The organism is Cellulomonas sp. P1_C4 (genome assembly GCF_056406355.1).
This window is the reverse complement of sequence record NZ_JBFUAI010000013.1, coordinates 29284-45697: the sequence shown is the minus strand read 5'-3', so window position 1 is coordinate 45697 and position 16414 is coordinate 29284. Positions and strand designations below refer to the sequence as shown.

The following is a 16414-nucleotide window of genomic DNA, read 5'->3' as shown; positions in this document are numbered from 1 at the left end:
CGCGAACGAGTGCGTCAGGCCTTGACGAGCGAGCGCAGCACGTACTGCAGGATGCCGCCGTTGCGGTAGTAGTCCGCCTCGCCGGGGGTGTCGATGCGCAGCACCGCGTCGAACGCGACGACCGTGCCGTCGGCCTTGGTCGCCGTGACGGCCAGGGTGCTCGGCGTGGTGCCCTCGTTCAGCGCGGTGACGCCCGTGATGTCGAACGTCTCGGTGCCGTCCAGGCCGAGCGAGTCGGCCGACTCCCCCTCCGGGAACTGCAGCGGGAGCACGCCCATCCCGATGAGGTTGGAGCGGTGGATCCGCTCGAAGCTCTCGGTGATGACGGCCTTCACGCCCAGCAGGCTGGTGCCCTTGGCGGCCCAGTCGCGCGACGACCCGGAGCCGTACTCCTTGCCACCGAGCACGACGAGCGGGATGCCGGCCTCCTGGTAGGCCTGCGCAGCGTCGTAGATCGACGACTGCTCGCCCGTCAGGAGGTTGGTGGTGAAACCGCCCTCGACGCCGGGGACCAGCTGGTTGCGCAGCCGGATGTTGGCGAACGTGCCGCGGATCATGACCTCGTGGTTCCCGCGGCGCGAGCCGTAGGAGTTGAAGTCGCGACGCCCGACGCCGTGCTCGGCCAGGTACAGCCCGGCGGGGCTGTCGGCCTTGATCGAGCCGGCCGGGCTGATGTGGTCGGTGGTCACCGAGTCGCCCAGCTTGGCCAGCACCCGCGCGCCGTGGAAGTCCACGACCGGCGACGGCTCGGCCTGCATGCCGTCGAAGTACGGGGGCTTGCGCACGTAGGTCGACTCGGTGTCCCACTCGAAGGTGTCACCCTCGGGCGTCGGCAGCGCGCGCCACCGGTCGTCGCCGGTGAACACGTCGGCGTAGTCCTTGGTGAACATCGCGCGGTCGATCGACGAGTCGATCGTGGTCTGCACCTCGTCCGGCGACGGCCAGATGTCCCGCAGGAAGATCGGCTGCCCGGCCTCGTCGCGGCCCAGCGGGTCCGACTCGAAGTCGAAGTCCATGGTCCCGGCCAGCGCGTACGCGATGACCAGCGGCGGGGACGCCAGGTAGTTCATCTTGATGTCGGGGTTGATGCGACCCTCGAAGTTGCGGTTGCCCGAGAGCACGGCGGCCACGGCGAGGTCGTGCTCCTGCACGGTCTCCGAGACCTTCTCGTCCAGCGGGCCCGAGTTGCCGATGCAGGTGGCGCAGCCGTAGCCGACCAGGTGGAAGCCCAGCTTCTCGAGGTACGGCCAGAGGCCTGCCTTCTCGTAGTAGTTCGTCACCACCTGCGAGCCGGGCGCCATCGACGTCTTGACCCACGGCTTGGCGGTCAGGCCCTTCTCGACGGCCTTCTTGGCGACGAGCGCCGCGGCGATCATCACCGACGGGTTCGACGTGTTGGTGCAGCTCGTGATCGACGCGATCGCGACCGCGCCGTGGAACAGGTCGAACGACCGGCCCTGCGTGTCGGTCGTCGGGTACACGCGCATGGCCGACGACGTGATCGCGGGCGAGTCGGACGCGGGGAACGACTCTCGCTCGGCCTCGTCGACCCCGTTGGTGACCTCGGGCGCATAGGTGGGCAGGTCGCGCTGGAACTGCTCCTTGGCCCGCGACAGCTCGATGCGGTCCTGCGGGCGCTTCGGGCCGGCGATCGACGGGACGACCGTGGACAGGTCGAGCTCGAGGTACTCGGAGAACACCGGCTGGACATAGCTGTCCAGGGTCGGGTCCAGCCACATGCCCTGCTCCTTGGCGTACGCCCCGACGAGCGCGAGCTGCTCCTCGGAGCGCCCGGTCAGGCGCAGGTACTCGATCGTCACGGAGTCGATCGGGAAGATCGCGGCGGTCGAGCCGAACTCGGGGCTCATGTTGCCGATGGTGGCGCGGTTGGCCAGCGGCACGGCCGCGACGCCCTCGCCGTAGAACTCGACGAACTTGCCGACGACGCCGTGCTGACGCAGCTTCTGCGTGATGGTGAGCACGATGTCGGTCGCGGTGACGCCGAGCGGGATGGTGCCCGTGAGCTTGAAGCCGACGACGCGCGGGATGAGCATCGACACGGGCTGGCCCAGCATGGCCGCCTCGGCCTCGATGCCGCCGACGCCCCAACCAAGCACGCCCAGACCGTTGACCATCGTGGTGTGGGAGTCGGTGCCGACGCACGTGTCGGGGTAGGCGCGACCGTCGCGGACCATCACGACGCGGGCCAGGTACTCGATGTTGACCTGGTGCACGATGCCGGTGCCCGGAGGGACGACCTTGAAGTCGTCGAACGCCGTCTGGCCCCAACGCAGGAACTGGTAGCGCTCGCGGTTGCGCTCGTACTCCAGCGCCACGTTGCGCTCGAACGCGTCGGCGCGGCCGGCCACGTCGATCTGCACGGAGTGGTCGATGACCAGCTCGGCCGGGGCGAGCGGGTTGATGCGGCTGGCGTCGCCACCCAGGTCGACCACGGCCTCGCGCATGGTGGCCAGGTCGACCACGCAGGGCACGCCGGTGAAGTCCTGCATGATCACGCGCGCCGGCGTGAACTGGATCTCCGTGTCGGGCTGGGCGTCCGGGTCCCACTCGGCGAGCGCGCGCACGTGGTCGGCCGTGATGTTGGCGCCGTCCTCGGTGCGCAGGAGGTTCTCCGCGAGCACCTTGAGGCTGAACGGGAGCTTCTCCACGCCCGGCACGGCCGAGAGACGGAACACCTCGTACGAGGCGTCACCGACCTCGAGTGTTCCMTTCGAACCGAAGCTGTCGACGCTGCTCACGGGGGCTCCTTCGCTGGCGAGTCTGCCGGTGGTGCTGCCGGGGATGGGTAGTCACCCGGACCGCTGGGGGTGCGACCTCTCAGCCTAGGTGGCCGCGGGTCGCGATTTATCTCGACATCAAGATACATGCTCGCGGGCCCTCGCGCACGCGCGTCCACCTCGGCGTGGCGCGTGTGCGCGGGGCCCGCGGGCGGAGCTCAGCTCTGGGCTGCCCGCTCGGCGTCGACGGCGTCCTGCGCCTTGCGCTCGGCCTCGATCGCGCGCTGGTGCGAGCGCGGGTCGTAGTCGGGCGTGCCCTGCTTGTGCAGCTCCTGGGTGACCAACCGCTTGGCCTCCGCCAGCCGGCTCACCGCGTCCTTGTCGCTCACCGTGCCGCTCCCCTCTGCCGGGCCGATCCGGGTCCGGCTACGCGTTCCACGCTAGCCCGGAGCCACCCCGCATGCACCCAGTCAACGGGTCAGGACGGCGACCGCCTCGAGGTGGTGGGTCATGGGGAACAGGTCGTACGCCTGCAGGTCCGCCAGGGCGTATCCCGCGTCGGCGAACAGGGCGATGTCCCGCGCGAGCGCCGCCGGGTCGCACGCCACGTAGACGACGCGCTCGGGCCGCAGCTCGGTGATCCCGGCGACGACCTTGCGCCCGGCGCCCGTGCGCGGCGGGTCGAGGACGACCGCGTCGGCGTGCACGACGTCGGAGTCGGCGTCGACCCGCCCGGAGAGCACCTGGGCGATGTCGCCGGCGTGCAGCTCGACGTTCGAGCGGGAGTGCAGGTTGCGCCGCGCGTCCTTGACGGCACGGGCGTCCCCCTCGACCGAGACGACCTCGCCGGTCTCGCCCACGGCGTCGGACAGGGGTGCGGTGAACAGGCCCGCGCCCGAGTAGAGGTCGAGCACTGCCGCGCCCTCGACGTCCCCGAGCCCCGCCAGCACCGCGCCGACCAGCAGCTCCGGGGCCTCCCGGTGCACCTGCCAGAACCCGGCGCCGGCCACGCGGAAGTCGTAGCCGACCTCGCCGCGCTGCACGTGCTCCTTGACGGCCGTGCGGGCGTTGGTGCGGCCGTCCATGCGTCCGCGGCCCAGGTCGAACGGGGCGCCGTCGACGAGGACGAGCGGCGCGTCGCCGCTGGAAGGCGCGATCGCCTCGACACGGGCGCCACCGGTCCAGCGCCGACCGAAGAGGTCGAGCGCCGCGATCGCCTCGTTGGCCAGCGGCATGGAGTCGAGCAGGTGGATGTCGTGCGACCGGAAGCCGTGCATGCCCGCGCGACCCTCGGCGTCGGTCACCAGGTCGATCCGGGTGCGCCAGCCGAGGCCGCCGCGCTCGTCGTCGCCCGGTGCCGCCTGCACGGGCACGTCGAGGTCGAGCTTGGCCAGCCGGCGCAGCTGCTCGGCCAGCACCGCGGCCTTCCACGCGCGCTGCGCGGGCAGCGCGACGTGCGCGAGCTCTCCCCCGCCGACGCCGCCGGGACCCGCCGCCGCCCACGCCGACTCCACCCGGTCCGGGGACGCCTCGAGGATCTCCACCGCGTCGGCCCGCCAGAACTTGGCGGTCTCGCCGGCGTCGGTGAGCCGTGCCCGGACCCGTTCGCCGGGCAGCGTGTGCCGGACGAAGATCACGCGCCCGTCGTGCCGAGCCACGCAGTGCCCGCCGTGGGCCACCGGCCCGATCTCGAGCTCGACGAGGTCGAGCGAGCGGTCGTCTGCAGTCTCAGTAGCCACGCGGAACGGTACCCCGGACGGGATCCTCGAGCCCTGTCTGCCCCTCGGAGGACGCCAGCTGCCACGGCACGGAGGCCACGACGACGCCCGGCGTGAACAGCAGGCGGCCCTTGAGCCGCAGCGCGCTCTGGTTGTGCAGCAGCTGCTCCCACCAGTGCCCGACCACGTACTCGGGGATGTAGACGACCACGAGGTCGCGCGGGCTGTCGCGTCGGATCGAGCGGACGTACGTGAGCACCGGCCGGGTGATCTCGCGGAACGGCGAGTCGAGCACGCGCAGCGGCACCGGGATGCTCAGCGCCTCCCACTGCTCGCGCAGCGCGACGACGTCCTCCGGGTCCACCCCCACCGTGACCGCCTCGAGCACCTGCGGCCGCGACGCGCGGGCGTACGCCAGCGCCCGCATCGTCGGCCGGTGCAGGTGCGAGACCAGCACGATCGCGTGCACGCGGCTGGGCAGCGCGCGGGCGGACTCCGCGTCGGCGCCCAGAGCCAGCTCCTCCCGCACCCGGGCGTAGTGCCGGTGGATCGACTGCATGAGCACGAACACGACGATCATGGCCAGGATCGCGATGTAGGCGCCGTGCGTGAACTTGGTGATGAGGACGACGATGAGGACGGTMGCGGTCATCACCAGGCCGACCGAGTTGATGATGCGCGACCGCTTCATCTGCGCGCGCGTCGCGGGGTCCGGCTCGGTGCGCAGGTGCCGGGTCCAGTGCCGGACCATGCCGAGCTGGCTCACGGTGAACGACACGAACACGCCGACGATGTACAGCTGGATCAGGCGGGTGACCTCGGCGTCGAACGCGATGATGAGCACGATCGCGACCAGCGCGAGGGTGACGATGCCGTTGGAGTACGCCAGCCGGTCGCCGCGGGTGTGCAGCTGCCGGGGCAGGTACCCGTCACGCGCCAGGATCGAGCCCAGCACCGGGAAGCCGTTGAACGCCGTGTTGGCCGCGAGCACCAGGATCAGGCCCGTGACGATGGCGACGAACACGGCCATCCACGGCGCGCTGTGGAACACGGTGGACGAGAGCTGGCTGATCACGGGGTGCTGGACGTAGGACTCGCCGACGGGCACACCGTTCTCCAGCAGCTGGGTCTGCGGGTCGTCGGCGAACATCACGCCCGTCGCGCGCGCCAGCAGCAGGATCGCCATGATCATCGTGATCGACAGCCCACCGAGCAGCGCCAGCGTGGTGGCGGCGTTCTTGGACTTGGGCTTCTTGAACGCGGGCACGCCGTTGCTGATCGCCTCGACACCGGTCAGGGCGGCACAGCCCGACGCGAACGCGCGCAGGATGAGGAAGAAGCCGGCGATGCCCGTGAGCCCCTGGTCGAAGGCCGCGGACGGCTCCAGCTCGAACTTCGCGCTCTCCGCCATCCCCAGGTTGCCCGTGACCATCTGGATCGCGCCGACCACGGCGACGGCGCCGATCGCGAACATGAAGAGGTAGACCGGGACCGCGAAGAGGCTCCCCGACTCCTTCACCCCGCGCAGGTTGGCCACCGTCAGCAGGACCACCAGCCCCACCGCGAACGCCGCCTCGTGCCCTCGTAGGGGCGGGAAGGCCGTGGCGGCGTACTGGGCACCCGACGAGATCGACACGGCCACCGTGAGCACGTAGTCGACCAGCAGCGCGCTGGCCACGGTGACGCCGGCGTTGGGGCCGAGGTTGGTCGTCGCGACCTCGTAGTCGCCGCCGCCGGAGGGGTACGCGTGCACGTTCTGCCGGTACGACGCGACCACGACCACCATGACGAAGACGACCGCGAGACCGACCCACGGCGAGACGACGAGGGCGGCCGCACCCGCGAGGGAGAGCGTCAGCAGGATCTCGTCGGGCGCGTAGGCCACCGAGGAGAGTGCGTCCGACGCGAACACCGGCAGCGCGATGCGCTTCGGCAGGAGAGTGTGGCCGAGCAGGTCGCTGCGGACGGGACGTCCGAGCAACAGGCGTTTGGCGGCATCCGAGAGGTCCGACACGATGCGCAATGCTAGGCCCGCCGGGGGCCCATCACACGACAGGCACCGGCGAGCCCCGTCACGGTATAGCGTGCCGCACTGTGCACTTCGTGATCATGGGATGCGGCCGGGTGGGGGCGACCCTCGCCAAGAGCCTCGAGGACAACGGACACTCCGTCTCGGTCATCGACCAGAACCCCGACGCGTTCCGGCGCCTGGTCGACTTCGGCGGCAACAAGGTCACGGGCCTCGGCTTCGACCGCGACACGCTCACGCAGGCCGGCATCGAGGACGCGTTCGCGTTCGCCGCGGTCTCCGACGGCGACAACTCGAACATCCTGGCCGCCCGGGTGGTGCGCGAGACGTTCGGCATCGAGAACGTCGTCGCGCGCATCTACGACCCCCACCGCGCCGAGATCTACCAGCGGCTCGGCATCCCCACGGTGGCGACGGTGACCTGGACCGCCCACCAGGTCCTGCGCCGGCTGCTGCCCATGGGCACCTCCGACGAGTACCGCGACGCGTCCGGCCAGATCCAGCTCTCGCAGATCGACGTGCACGACGGCTGGGTGGGCAAGCCGCTGCGTGCGCTCGAAGAGGCCAGCGGCGCCCGCGTCGCGTACGTCACCCGTTACGGCGACGGCATCCTGCCGACGTCCACCACCGTCCTGCAGGAGAACGACACCGTGCACGTGCTCATGCGGGCGGATGCGTCCGCCCAGGTCGAACGCATCCTCACGACGCCGCCGGTGGTGGAGGCGTGAGGGTCGTCATCGCGGGCGCCGGCTCGGTCGGCCGCTCGATCGCGCGCGAGCTGCTCGGGCACGGCCACGAGGTCACGCTCATCGACCGGCAGCCGTCCGCCATGCGGGTCTCGCAGGTCGCCGACGCCGACTGGCTGCTCGCCGACGCGTGCGAGCTCCCCACGCTGCGCCAGGTCAAGGCCGACGAGGCCGACGTGGTCGTCGCCGCGACGGGCGACGACAAGGCGAACCTCGTCATCTCGCTGCTGGCCAAGACCGAGTTCGGCGTCCCCCGCACGGTCGCCCGCGTGAACAACCCGAAGAACGAGTGGATGTTCGACGAGGCCTGGGGCGTGGACGTCGCCGTGTCGACGCCGCGGATCATGACGGCGATGGTCGAGGAGGCCGTGACCGTCGGCGACCTCGTGCGGATCTTCACGTTCCACCAGTCCCGCGCGGACATCCTCGAGCTCACGCTGCCCGAGGACTCGCCCCTGGCGGGCGTCCGCGTCGGTCAGATCGAGTGGCCGGCCGACACGGTGCTCGCGTGCATCGTGCGCGACGCGCGACCGATCGCGCCCAGCCCCGACGACACGCTCGAGGGCCGGGACGAGCTGCTGTTCGTCACGGCTCGGGAAGCGGACGAGGCCGAGCTGGAAGCGCTGCTGACCCACGGACCAGCGACCAGCTGAGCCACAGGGTCAGAGCCGTGAGCGGCAGACCCATGGCGAGCTTCGCGGTGCCCAGCCACGCGACCTCGTCGGCGAGGTAGAGCGGCACCTGCACGACCAGCCGCAGCGCGAACATCGCCACCCACGGCCAGGTCGCCAGCGCATACCGACGACGCAGCGCGGGATCGGCGCGCCACGCGACGGCTGCGCCCCACGAGCCGTTGCTCGACAGCGGACCCTCGGGTCGGAAGAGCCCCATCACGAGGCCGACGAGCGGCCAGCCGACGAGGATCGAGGCCAGCGTGCCGACGAGGTAGATCACGTTGATCCAGAGCCCGTAGGCGAAGTAGTTCGAGGCGTCCCCGGACCGCCAGGCCCAGATGACCCCGATGCCCACGCCCAGCAKCCCCGAGAACGCCTGGGTCACGGGCGTGCGCTGCACCAGCCGGACGATCACGGCGACCACCGCCGCGGCCGCGGCGGCGATCAGCGCCGGTGCCAGGCTCTGGCCGGACGCGATGAACACGACCACGAACAGCAGGCCGGGCGCGACGGACTCGACGACCCCCCGGACGCCGCCGACCGCGTCGGCGGCGGAGAACTGCTCGGCCGTGAGCGCGCGCATCCCGCGCAGGCCGCCCTCCTCGGGCGGGACGACGTCGTCGATGGCGTCGAGGGGCCCGGCGTCGGATCCCTGGTCCGGCTCACTCACCGGGACGCGGCCGCAGCTCGTAGCGCGGGTTGAACACGGTGCGCCGACCGTCGATCAGGCACACGAGGCCCTCGATCTTCAGGCGCCGACCCGGGGTGACGCCGGCGATCTCGCGGCGACCGAGCCAGACCAGGTCCAGCGAACCGCTGCCGTCGTAGAGCTCCGCCTCGAGCGCGGGGACGCCTTCGCGCGGGCGCAGCGTGACGGACCGGATGACGCCGGAGACGCTCGCGCGCGAACGGTCCGTCAGCTGGTCGACGGGCGTGCAGCCGACCGACCGGTGGGCGTCGGCGCGCTCCTCGTCGGCCTCGATCTCGGCCTGGGACGCGACGGCCTTCTTCAGCCGTTCCTTGAGGCTCATCGGGTCTCCGTGATCTCGGGCCCACGGGTCAGGGGGTCGAAGTCGGGGGTGGCCGGCGCCTCCTCGACGGGCTCGGCCTCCTCGAGGTTGGGCGTGCCCGGCCCGGGCAGCCGCAGCGTGAGCAGGTCCCGGGGCGGGCGCGCGTCGGTGCCGCGCACCACGACGATGCCGGCGAAGAGCTGCTCGAGAGCGGTCGCGGCTGCCGGGTCCACCGCGGCGCGCCCCGTCATCACGCCGCGCACGAACCACCGCGGCCCGTCAGCGCCGATGAACCGGGCGGGCCGGTGACCGGTGCGCCCCTCGGGCGTCCGGACGGGCAGGCGGGCCAGCAGCTCGCGGCCGAACGGGCCGGGCAGGTCGTCGGCCGACCCACCCTGCTGCGTGACCGACTCCGCGATCTCCGCCCGGATCTCGTCCCAGATGCCCTCGGTGCGCGGCGCGGCGAAGGCCTGCACCTGCAGCGAGGACCCGTCGAGCAGGATCGACGCCGCGGACACGACCTCCGTCGCCTTGTCGATCTCCATCCGGAGCTCCATGCCCTGCACGCCCGGCAGCAGGATCGCGCCGAGGTCCACGCGCGGCACGTCGTCGTCGACCTGCGAGGCGTCCCACGGACCACCGGTCCGCTCGACCACCACCGGGGCCTCGACCTCGGGCTCGTCTGTGCTCACCCCGTCGACGGCCGCGTCGCTCGCGGTCTCGTTCTCCACCGCGTCATCGGTGGCGGGATCCTTCCCACCACGCCGGAACAGCGCCACGTGCTCACTCCTCTTCGACGCGCTCGCGCGCATCAGTTGCCTACCAGTCGACAGTAGTCCCGACCTACGCGGTCGGTGCAGCCTTCCACCCGCCGCTGGAGCCGAAGCCGCCCTCGCCGCGGTGCGACCCGGGCAGGTGCTCGACCTCCACGAAGCGCACCCGCTCGACGCGCTGCACCACCAGCTGCGCGATCCGGTCGCCCCGGTGAAGCTCCAGCGCGTGCTCGACGTCGGTGTTCAGCAGCGTCACCGCGATCTCGCCGCGGTAGCCGGCGTCGACGGTGCCCGGCGCGTTGACGATGGTGAGCCCGTGCCGCATGGCCAGGCCGGACCGCGGGTGCACGAACGCAGCGAACCCGTCCGGCAGGGCGATGGCCACCCCTGTGGGGACCGTCACACGCCCCTGCGGCGGGATGACGACGTCGATCCTGGAGACCAGGTCGGCGCCGGCGTCGCCGGGGTGCGCGTACGCGGGCGCGGGAAGGTCGGGGTCGAGGCGCAGCAGGAGCACCTCGGTGCTGGGGTCGGCCGTCACGGGGCCAGACCCTACCCGCCGGATGGGATGCTGGGTGCATGCCCGACGCTCCCCACCGCTCCCGGCTGCCCACCCCCGCCGACGGGCACGCCCCCGCCACCCCGTACGCCGAGCGGCTCTGGCTCGGCCCGCTCGGCTGGGTGCTGCTGGTGGTCTTCGCGGTGATGATGTCGATCGCGTTCGTCCCCGTCGACGTCCGCCTCGCCGCGGTCGTCGGTCTGGCTGTCGTCGTCGCCGGCGCGGCGGTCCTGGTGGTGGCCGCGCCCCGGATCGACGTGCGGGACGGCACGTTCCGCGCGGGCGGCGCCCACATCCCGACGGCCCTGCTCGGGGCCGTCGTGGCGCTGGACGCCGCGGAGACCAAGGCCGAGCTCGGGCCGCGCCTCGACGCGCGGGCCCACCTGGTGCTGCGCGGCTGGATCCACACCGCGGTCCGGGTCGAGCTGCGCGACCCGCAGGACCCGACCCCGTACTGGGTGGTCTCGACCCGTCACCCGGCCGAGCTCGCCGCCGCCCTCAGGGCCTGAGCGCCGCGGGCACCGACGCCGGAGGGCCGGTCACCCCGGGTTGCGGGGTGACCGGCCCTCAGGTCGGTCGTGGTGCAGGGAACGCGCTCAGGCGGCGCACTCCGAGCACACGGGGCGGCCGTCGCGCTCGTAGGCGAGCTGGCTGCGGTGGTGCACCAGGAAACAGCTCGAGCAAGTGAACTCGTCCGCCTGCCGAGGCAGCACGCGCACGGAGAGCTCCTCGCCGGAGAGGTCCGCGCCCGGGAGCTCGAACCCTTCGGCGGCCTCGGTCTCGTCCTCGTCCACCACGCCCGAGTTCTTGTCGGAGCGCCGAGCCTGGAGCTCCTGGAGCGAGTCCTCGCTCAGGTCCTCCTCGGTCTTGCGCGGGGCGTCGTAGTCGGTAGCCATGTGTGGCGTCACACTCCGTGGTCTGGATGGAATCTCGTACGCGGATCAATGCACTCGACGTGCTTTTTGTTCCCGGCGCGGTGGATTCTGCACCACTTTCGATCCCTGAGCGAACCGGACGCGCGACCATTTTCGTCACACCACCCGTGAGAGCGTTTTCAGTCGTCGGAATCGGCCCCGAGGCCCTCCAGCAGGGCGATCAGCTCCGTCACCCGTTCGGCCGAACCGGCCACCGTCATCGCCTCCTGCGCCGGCTGCCCCCGCAGGCCTGTGACCTGCGCACCCGCCTCCTGGGCGACGAGCGCGCCGGCGGCCATGTCCCACGGCTGCAGGCCGCGCTCGTAGTAGAGGTCGAGGCCCCCTGCGGCGAGCGTGCACAGGTCCAGCGCGGCCGATCCGACGCGACGAATATCACGTACCCGCGGCAACAGTTCTGCCACGATCCGCGCCTGCGACGTACGCCGGGACGCGGTGTATCCGAAGCCCGTGCCCACCAGCGAGTCGATCAACGTTCGCGCCGCGTTCACCTGCAGCAGCCGCCCGTCGAGCCGCGCGCCCAGCCCGCGTCCGGCGGTGTACGTCCGGCCGTCCTCCGGGGCGAACACGCACCCGGCCAGCGCGGTCCAGGTCGCGGGCTGGGGAGGACCGACGACCGCGGCGACCGACACCGCGTAGGCCGGCAGCCCGTAGAGGTAGTTGACGGTGCCGTCGATCGGGTCGACCACCCACGTGATCCCCGACGTGCCCGCCTTGAACCCCTCCTCCTCCCCCAGGATCCCGTCGTCGGGCCGCAGCTCGGCCAGCCGCCGCCGCAGCAGCGCCTCCGAGGCGAGGTCCATCGCCGTCACCACGTCCTGCGCGCTGGACTTCGTCGCCGCGACGGACACGTGCCGGCGCCGGCCGTCGAGGATCAGCGCACCGGCTTCGCGAGCCAGCGTCTCGGCGATGTCGACAAGCGAGCCGACCTGGTCGGGAGCAACGGAGTTCACGGCGCCCATCCTGTCAGCGGACGGTGCCGCGCCACGGGCCGGGTGCCTTGAGCTGGTAGCGAAGGGCGAGGACGCGGAGGGCGAATATCGCGACCACGACCGTGACGCTCGTCGCGGTGCTCAGCGCGTCCTGCCACCAGAGGACGGCCGTCGCCGTCGAGCCGAGCAGCGCGGGTATCGCGTACAGCTGCCGGTGGTGCAGCACCACCGGGACCTCGCCCGAGAGCAGGTCGCGCAGCACTCCCCCGCCCACCCCGCTCATCACGCCGACGACGACGGCCGCGGTGAGCGTCGTCCCGTACTCCAGCCCCTTGGTGGTGCCCACGACGCTGAACAGCGCCAGCGCACCGGCGTCCAGCACGACGATGAACCGTCGCGCGCGCTCGAGGCGCGGGTGGAAGAAGTAGATGAGGGTCGCGCCCGCCACCGCCGTGACGATGAACCGCCAGTTCGAGATGCCGACCGGCGGGACCGCGCCGATGAGCACGTCGCGCAGGATGCCGCCGCCCAGGCCGGCGGCCCAGCCGAGCACGAGGATGCCGAACACGTCGAACTGCTTGCGCACGGCGGCCAGGGCGCCGGACATCGCGCCGACGAAGACGCCGATGAGCTCGAGCACGGGTTCGAGGGGGATGTCCGTGTCCACGCGGGCGATCATGGCAGCGCCTCGCGGGCACCCGGCGCACCTTCGCGGTGCGCCGTTCCGCGGCGCACCGACCCGGGTGCGCGCCCTTACGGCCGATCGGTGGCAGGCTCGTGCCGAGTTACCGGGAGGTCGCATGGGTGAGCTGGAGCTGGTGGGTCTGCACGAGGACGGGGAGCATCTCGTCCTGGTGGCCCCGGACGGGGCGCGTTTCCGCCTGCGCATCGACGAACCGCTGCGCGCGGCCGTGCGCCGGGACCGCCCGCAGCTCGAGCAGCTGCGCGCGGAGAGCGCGGGGACGCTGAGCCCCCGCGAGATCCAGGCCCGCATCCGCGCGGGCGCGACGACGCAGGAGGTCGCGGACGACGCGGGCCTCCCCGTCGAGCGCGTCCGCCGGTACGAGGGCCCGGTGCTGGCGGAGCGCGAGCACATCGCCGAGCAGGCCCGAGGCACGCGCGTCGGCCGCGACGTCGGTGCGCCGACCCTGGGCGACCTGGTCACCGACCGGCTCGCCGCCCGGGGCGTCGATCACGCCTCGCTCGCGTGGGACGCCGCCCGCGACGCCTCCGGTCCGTGGGTCGTGCTCGCGCGGTTCGCGGTCGACGACGTCGAGCGCGAGGCCCGCTGGACGTTCGACCCGGCGAAGCGCACCGTGGTCGCCGACGAGGACGAGGCGCGCTGGCTGTCGGAGACCGAGATCGCGGACGAGCCGGTGTCCCGGCGGCACCTCGCAGCCGTCCGCGACGTCGTGTTCGACTTCCAGGGTGGCGACGGGCCGACGCTGCGCGCCGACGACGCCGCTATGGAGGTCGTCGAGCCGACGCCGGACCCGCACGAGCAGACCGCATCCCTGCTCGACGACCTACGCAGCCGCCGCGGTGTGCGGCAGGCGGTCGAGCTGGGCGACGATGACGACGACACCGAGGCGTTCGAGGGCTTCGGTCCGCAGCACGCCTTCGACTTCGGTCGGCTGGACACGTCGGCTCCCGGGGCCCACCCCGCCGACGCGCAGGACGAGGCCGTCGTCTATCCCCCGCCGGCGGCCGTCCCCGAGCCCGTCACGACGCCGGCGGCCTCCGCGGCCGAGCACGACGACGACGAGCGCCCTCGAGCGCGGCGCGGCCGGGCGAAGGTGCCCAGCTGGGACGAGATCGTGTTCGGGGCCAAGCCCGAGTAGGTCGTCGGACCTAGAGACTCAGCTCGTCGACCGACGTCGTCAGGGTCTGCGCGGTCACCGAGGACGCGCGGGCGGCCGCCGCCGTCATCCGGCGCATGTGGTGCCGACGGCACAGCACCTCGTACGCGACCTCGTCGGCACCGGGCTGGACGTCGCCGACCACCACCTGGGCACCCTCGACCACCATCGCACCGCCGATCGTGCGGGCGTTGTGGGTGGCACGGGCGCCGCACCAGCACAGCGCACGGACCTGCAGGACCTCGACGCGGTCGGCCAGCTCGACCAGCCGGGCGGCGCCCGGGAAGAGCCGGGCGCGGAAGTCCGTGGAGATGCCGAAGACGAAGACGTCGACGCCGAGCTCGTCGACCACCCGGGCCAGCTGCTCCACCTGGTCGGCGGTGTAGAACTGCGCCTCGTCGCCGATGAGGTAGTCGACGGGACGGCCGTGCGTGCGGCGCGAGATGACGTCGGACCAGAAGTCGGTGGAGTCGTCCACCTCGTGGGCGCGCTGCGTGAGCCCGAGCCGGGAGGAGATGGTCGCCGAGCCGGCCCGGTCGTGCCGCGTGAACAGCACCCCGTCTCGCCCGCGCGCCGCGTGGTTGTGGTGCATCTGCAGCGCGAGCGTCGACTTGCCGCTGTCCATGGTGCCCGAGAAGAAGACCAGTTCGGCCATCAGGCGACCACCACGCACGGCACGAGCATCTCGTGGCGCGTCAGGGAGCCGTGGACGCCGACCAGGTCGAGGGACGCGGGGCTCTGGGTGCGCGAGTCGACCACGGTCGCCCGCCCGGTCATCGCGACCACCACGTCGCCGATCACGGGCAGCACGTGCTCCGAGATCTCGCCGAACCACGAGTCCGCCGCCGCCTCGTCGCGGGTCGCGACGACCGCGGACCCGCCGAGCACGCCTCGCCACCGGTCCGCGACCGCGGTCGCCTCGACGCCGGCGGCCAGGTGCAGGTGCAGGGCCCGCGGCTCCCCGGCGACGAGGTCGACGCCGTTGCCGAGTGCCGGGTCGGTCGCCACGTCCCAGCGCGCGGCGCGGTCCACGTCGACCATGCCGTGGTCGGCGGTGATCACCAGGACGGTGTCGCGGGGCAGCATCCGTGCGAGCCGGCCCAGCTCGGAGTCGAGCTCGGCCAGGGCGTCGCCCCACTGCCAGGAGCCCCAGCCGTGGTGGTGCCCGGCCTTGTCGACCTCACCCCAGTACAGGTACGCGACGCCCGGCTTGCGGAGCGCGTCGACCGTGGCGTCCACCCGGGCGGCGAGCGACTCGGCCGCCCGGTACGTCGGACCGCGCAGGGCGGCCTCGGTCAGCCCGGACCCGGAGAACCGGGCCGGCCCGATGCTGGTGACGGTCGTCCCGGCGGCGACCAGCTGCTCGAACACGGTCGTCTCCCGCTGCCACTGCCGGGCCGGCGGCAGCCCGGTCCAGCTGACCAGGTTGCCCAGCTCGCCCGTCGCGGGATCGCGGACGGTGTAGCCCAGCATCCCCGTGCGCCCGGGCGGCATGCCGACCCCGAACGTTCCCATCGCGGTGGCGGTCGTCGACGGGAACGTGCTGGTCAGCGGCGTGGAGCCGCCGAGCCGACGGCGCAGGAACGGCGCGTGCCCCGCGCGCTCGGCGAGGTTGGTGTGGCCGAGCCCGTCGACCAGCACGACGCAGACCCGCGAGGCCGAGGGCAGACCGAGCAGCTCCTGCGCCAGCCCGGCCTCGGCGACAGCGTCGACACCGACCGCGCCGGCGATCGCGGGCAGGACCCGACCGAGGCACGGGTACTCCGAGCTCGGCGCGACGAGGTCCGCGGCCTCGAACACGGCGCGCGCCCGCGCGGACGCGGTGGTCAGGGCGGTCGGCACCTCGAGGTCGGTCATCGGACCCGCGCGCTCGCCGCCGACAGCTGCCGCGCGAAGGCCGTGGCGGCGCGGACCGAGTCGACGCCCTCGGCCGCCGAGCTGACCCGCACGACCACGTCGTCGGGCGCCAGGGTCCCGGTCAGACCGTGGTCGGCGTCGCAGCTCGGGTCGCCGCACGTGGCCGGCTCGAGGTCGACCCGGGACACCGCGCCCCAGCCGATGACGAGCGTCAGCTCCTGCGCCGGCTGGCCGGGCACGTGCTTCTCGGGCAGCGGCACCACGTGGGTGAGCGCGACCGAGGTCAGCTCCGCCAGCGGTACCGCCTCGGTGGTCGCCGACGCGGACGCCGACGGGTGCTCGGAGTCCGCCGGGTGGTCGTCGACGTGGGCGACGACCAGACGCGTGGGGGTCAGCACCAGCACGGTGACGTGGCGGCGAACCTCGGCGGCGTCGAACGTCGTCTCGGGGTGGACCAGGTGAGCCACGACCTCCTCGTCGGCTAGGGCTACGTCGAGCACGTCGACGACGAGCTCCGGGTAGTAGCCGGCACGGTGGAGGTCATGGTGCAGGGCGGGAGCAGCAGCGGGCACCCGCCTATCCTCCCA

The 16414-nt window shown here is 72.5% G+C and carries 18 protein-coding genes; 4 read left to right on the top strand and 14 right to left on the bottom strand.

The features are described from left to right. Window positions 1-14: 14 nt before the first annotated feature. The 4 genes from acnA to AC1DYZ_RS11735 form a co-directional block, all read right to left on the bottom strand. Window positions 15-2759: an aconitate hydratase AcnA gene (gene acnA, locus AC1DYZ_RS11750; RefSeq protein WP_477065369.1), complete on the bottom strand. Its 2745-nt coding sequence runs from the start codon at window positions 2757-2759 to the stop codon at window positions 15-17. A gap of 197 nt (window positions 2760-2956) precedes the next feature. After that, complete coding sequence (locus AC1DYZ_RS11745; protein WP_456824283.1) at window positions 2957-3127, bottom strand: translation initiation factor 2; 171 nt, start codon at window positions 3125-3127, stop codon at window positions 2957-2959. 81 nt (window positions 3128-3208) lie between these two features. Further along, window positions 3209-4477: a class I SAM-dependent RNA methyltransferase gene (locus AC1DYZ_RS11740; protein WP_477065368.1), complete on the bottom strand. Its 1269-nt coding sequence runs from the start codon at window positions 4475-4477 to the stop codon at window positions 3209-3211. Beyond that, entirely contained in the window at window positions 4467-6470 is a 2004-nt protein-coding gene (locus AC1DYZ_RS11735) for an APC family permease (RefSeq protein ID WP_477065367.1), read from the bottom strand. The genes AC1DYZ_RS11740 and AC1DYZ_RS11735 overlap by 11 nt, the downstream gene beginning before the upstream one ends. Window positions 6471-6565: 95 nt before the next feature. Between AC1DYZ_RS11735 and AC1DYZ_RS11730 the strand changes: the two genes are divergently transcribed. Beyond that, window positions 6566-7213, top strand: a complete 648-nt coding sequence (locus AC1DYZ_RS11730) for a potassium channel family protein (RefSeq protein ID WP_477065502.1) — start codon at window positions 6566-6568, stop codon at window positions 7211-7213. Then, window positions 7210-7884: a potassium channel family protein gene (locus AC1DYZ_RS11725; RefSeq protein WP_477065366.1), complete on the top strand. Its 675-nt coding sequence runs from the start codon at window positions 7210-7212 to the stop codon at window positions 7882-7884. The genes AC1DYZ_RS11730 and AC1DYZ_RS11725 overlap by 4 nt, the downstream gene beginning before the upstream one ends. Here the strand turns inward: AC1DYZ_RS11725 and AC1DYZ_RS11720 are convergent. The 4 genes from AC1DYZ_RS11720 to dut all read right to left on the bottom strand — a co-directional run bounded on the left by AC1DYZ_RS11720 (window position 7817) and on the right by dut (window position 10229). Beyond that, the gene (locus tag AC1DYZ_RS11720; protein ID WP_477065501.1) at window positions 7817-8488 is read right to left on the bottom strand and encodes a DUF3159 domain-containing protein; all 672 of its coding nucleotides are present in this window, start codon (window positions 8486-8488) and stop codon (window positions 7817-7819) included. The genes AC1DYZ_RS11725 and AC1DYZ_RS11720 overlap by 68 nt on opposite strands. A gap of 79 nt (window positions 8489-8567) precedes the next feature. Then, entirely contained in the window at window positions 8568-8936 is a 369-nt protein-coding gene (locus tag AC1DYZ_RS11715; RefSeq protein ID WP_456843918.1) for an OB-fold nucleic acid binding domain-containing protein, read from the bottom strand. Then, complete coding sequence (locus AC1DYZ_RS11710) at window positions 8933-9694, bottom strand: DUF3710 domain-containing protein (RefSeq protein ID WP_477065365.1); 762 nt, start codon at window positions 9692-9694, stop codon at window positions 8933-8935. Before AC1DYZ_RS11710 ends, AC1DYZ_RS11715 begins: the two co-directional genes overlap by 4 nt. A 64-nt stretch (window positions 9695-9758) precedes the next feature. Next, window positions 9759-10229, bottom strand: coding sequence for a dUTP diphosphatase (dut, locus tag AC1DYZ_RS11705; protein WP_477065364.1), 471 nt, complete (start codon window positions 10227-10229; stop codon window positions 9759-9761). A gap of 38 nt (window positions 10230-10267) precedes the next feature. Here dut and AC1DYZ_RS11700 point away from each other — a divergent pair, with 38 nt between their 5' ends. Then, complete coding sequence (locus tag AC1DYZ_RS11700; RefSeq protein WP_477065363.1) at window positions 10268-10756, top strand: DUF3093 domain-containing protein; 489 nt, start codon at window positions 10268-10270, stop codon at window positions 10754-10756. A gap of 87 nt (window positions 10757-10843) precedes the next feature. On the opposite strand, the gene AC1DYZ_RS11695 is transcribed toward AC1DYZ_RS11700, so the two are convergent. The 3 genes from AC1DYZ_RS11695 to AC1DYZ_RS11685 all read right to left on the bottom strand — a co-directional run bounded on the left by AC1DYZ_RS11695 (window position 10844) and on the right by AC1DYZ_RS11685 (window position 12778). Next, window positions 10844-11143 (bottom strand): DUF4193 domain-containing protein, encoded by a 300-nt coding sequence (locus AC1DYZ_RS11695; protein ID WP_056090713.1) that lies wholly within the window; start codon window positions 11141-11143, stop codon window positions 10844-10846. 158 nt (window positions 11144-11301) lie between these two features. After that, window positions 11302-12141: an inositol monophosphatase family protein gene (locus AC1DYZ_RS11690; protein ID WP_477065362.1), complete on the bottom strand. Its 840-nt coding sequence runs from the start codon at window positions 12139-12141 to the stop codon at window positions 11302-11304. A gap of 4 nt (window positions 12142-12145) precedes the next feature. After that, window positions 12146-12778, bottom strand: coding sequence for a trimeric intracellular cation channel family protein (locus tag AC1DYZ_RS11685; protein WP_477065361.1), 633 nt, complete (start codon window positions 12776-12778; stop codon window positions 12146-12148). A gap of 133 nt (window positions 12779-12911) precedes the next feature. Between AC1DYZ_RS11685 and sepH the strand changes: the two genes are divergently transcribed. Then, on the top strand, window positions 12912-13952 hold the full coding sequence (gene sepH / locus AC1DYZ_RS11680) for a septation protein SepH (RefSeq protein ID WP_477065360.1): 1041 nt from the start codon (window positions 12912-12914) through the stop codon (window positions 13950-13952). Between the two features lie 10 nt (window positions 13953-13962). Here the strand turns inward: sepH and AC1DYZ_RS11675 are convergent, their stop codons facing one another. From AC1DYZ_RS11675 to AC1DYZ_RS11665, 3 genes are read right to left on the bottom strand one after another with little or no spacing between them, the layout of a single operon-like run. Continuing rightward, window positions 13963-14625, bottom strand: a complete 663-nt coding sequence (locus AC1DYZ_RS11675; RefSeq protein ID WP_477065359.1) for a thymidine kinase — start codon at window positions 14623-14625, stop codon at window positions 13963-13965. Further along, complete coding sequence (locus tag AC1DYZ_RS11670; protein ID WP_477065358.1) at window positions 14625-15827, bottom strand: alkaline phosphatase family protein; 1203 nt, start codon at window positions 15825-15827, stop codon at window positions 14625-14627. Before AC1DYZ_RS11670 ends, AC1DYZ_RS11675 begins: the two co-directional genes overlap by 1 nt. Next, the gene (locus tag AC1DYZ_RS11665; RefSeq protein WP_370503395.1) at window positions 15824-16399 is read right to left on the bottom strand and encodes a DUF5998 family protein; all 576 of its coding nucleotides are present in this window, start codon (window positions 16397-16399) and stop codon (window positions 15824-15826) included. The genes AC1DYZ_RS11670 and AC1DYZ_RS11665 overlap by 4 nt, the downstream gene beginning before the upstream one ends. Between the last annotated feature and the right edge of the window lie 15 nt (window positions 16400-16414).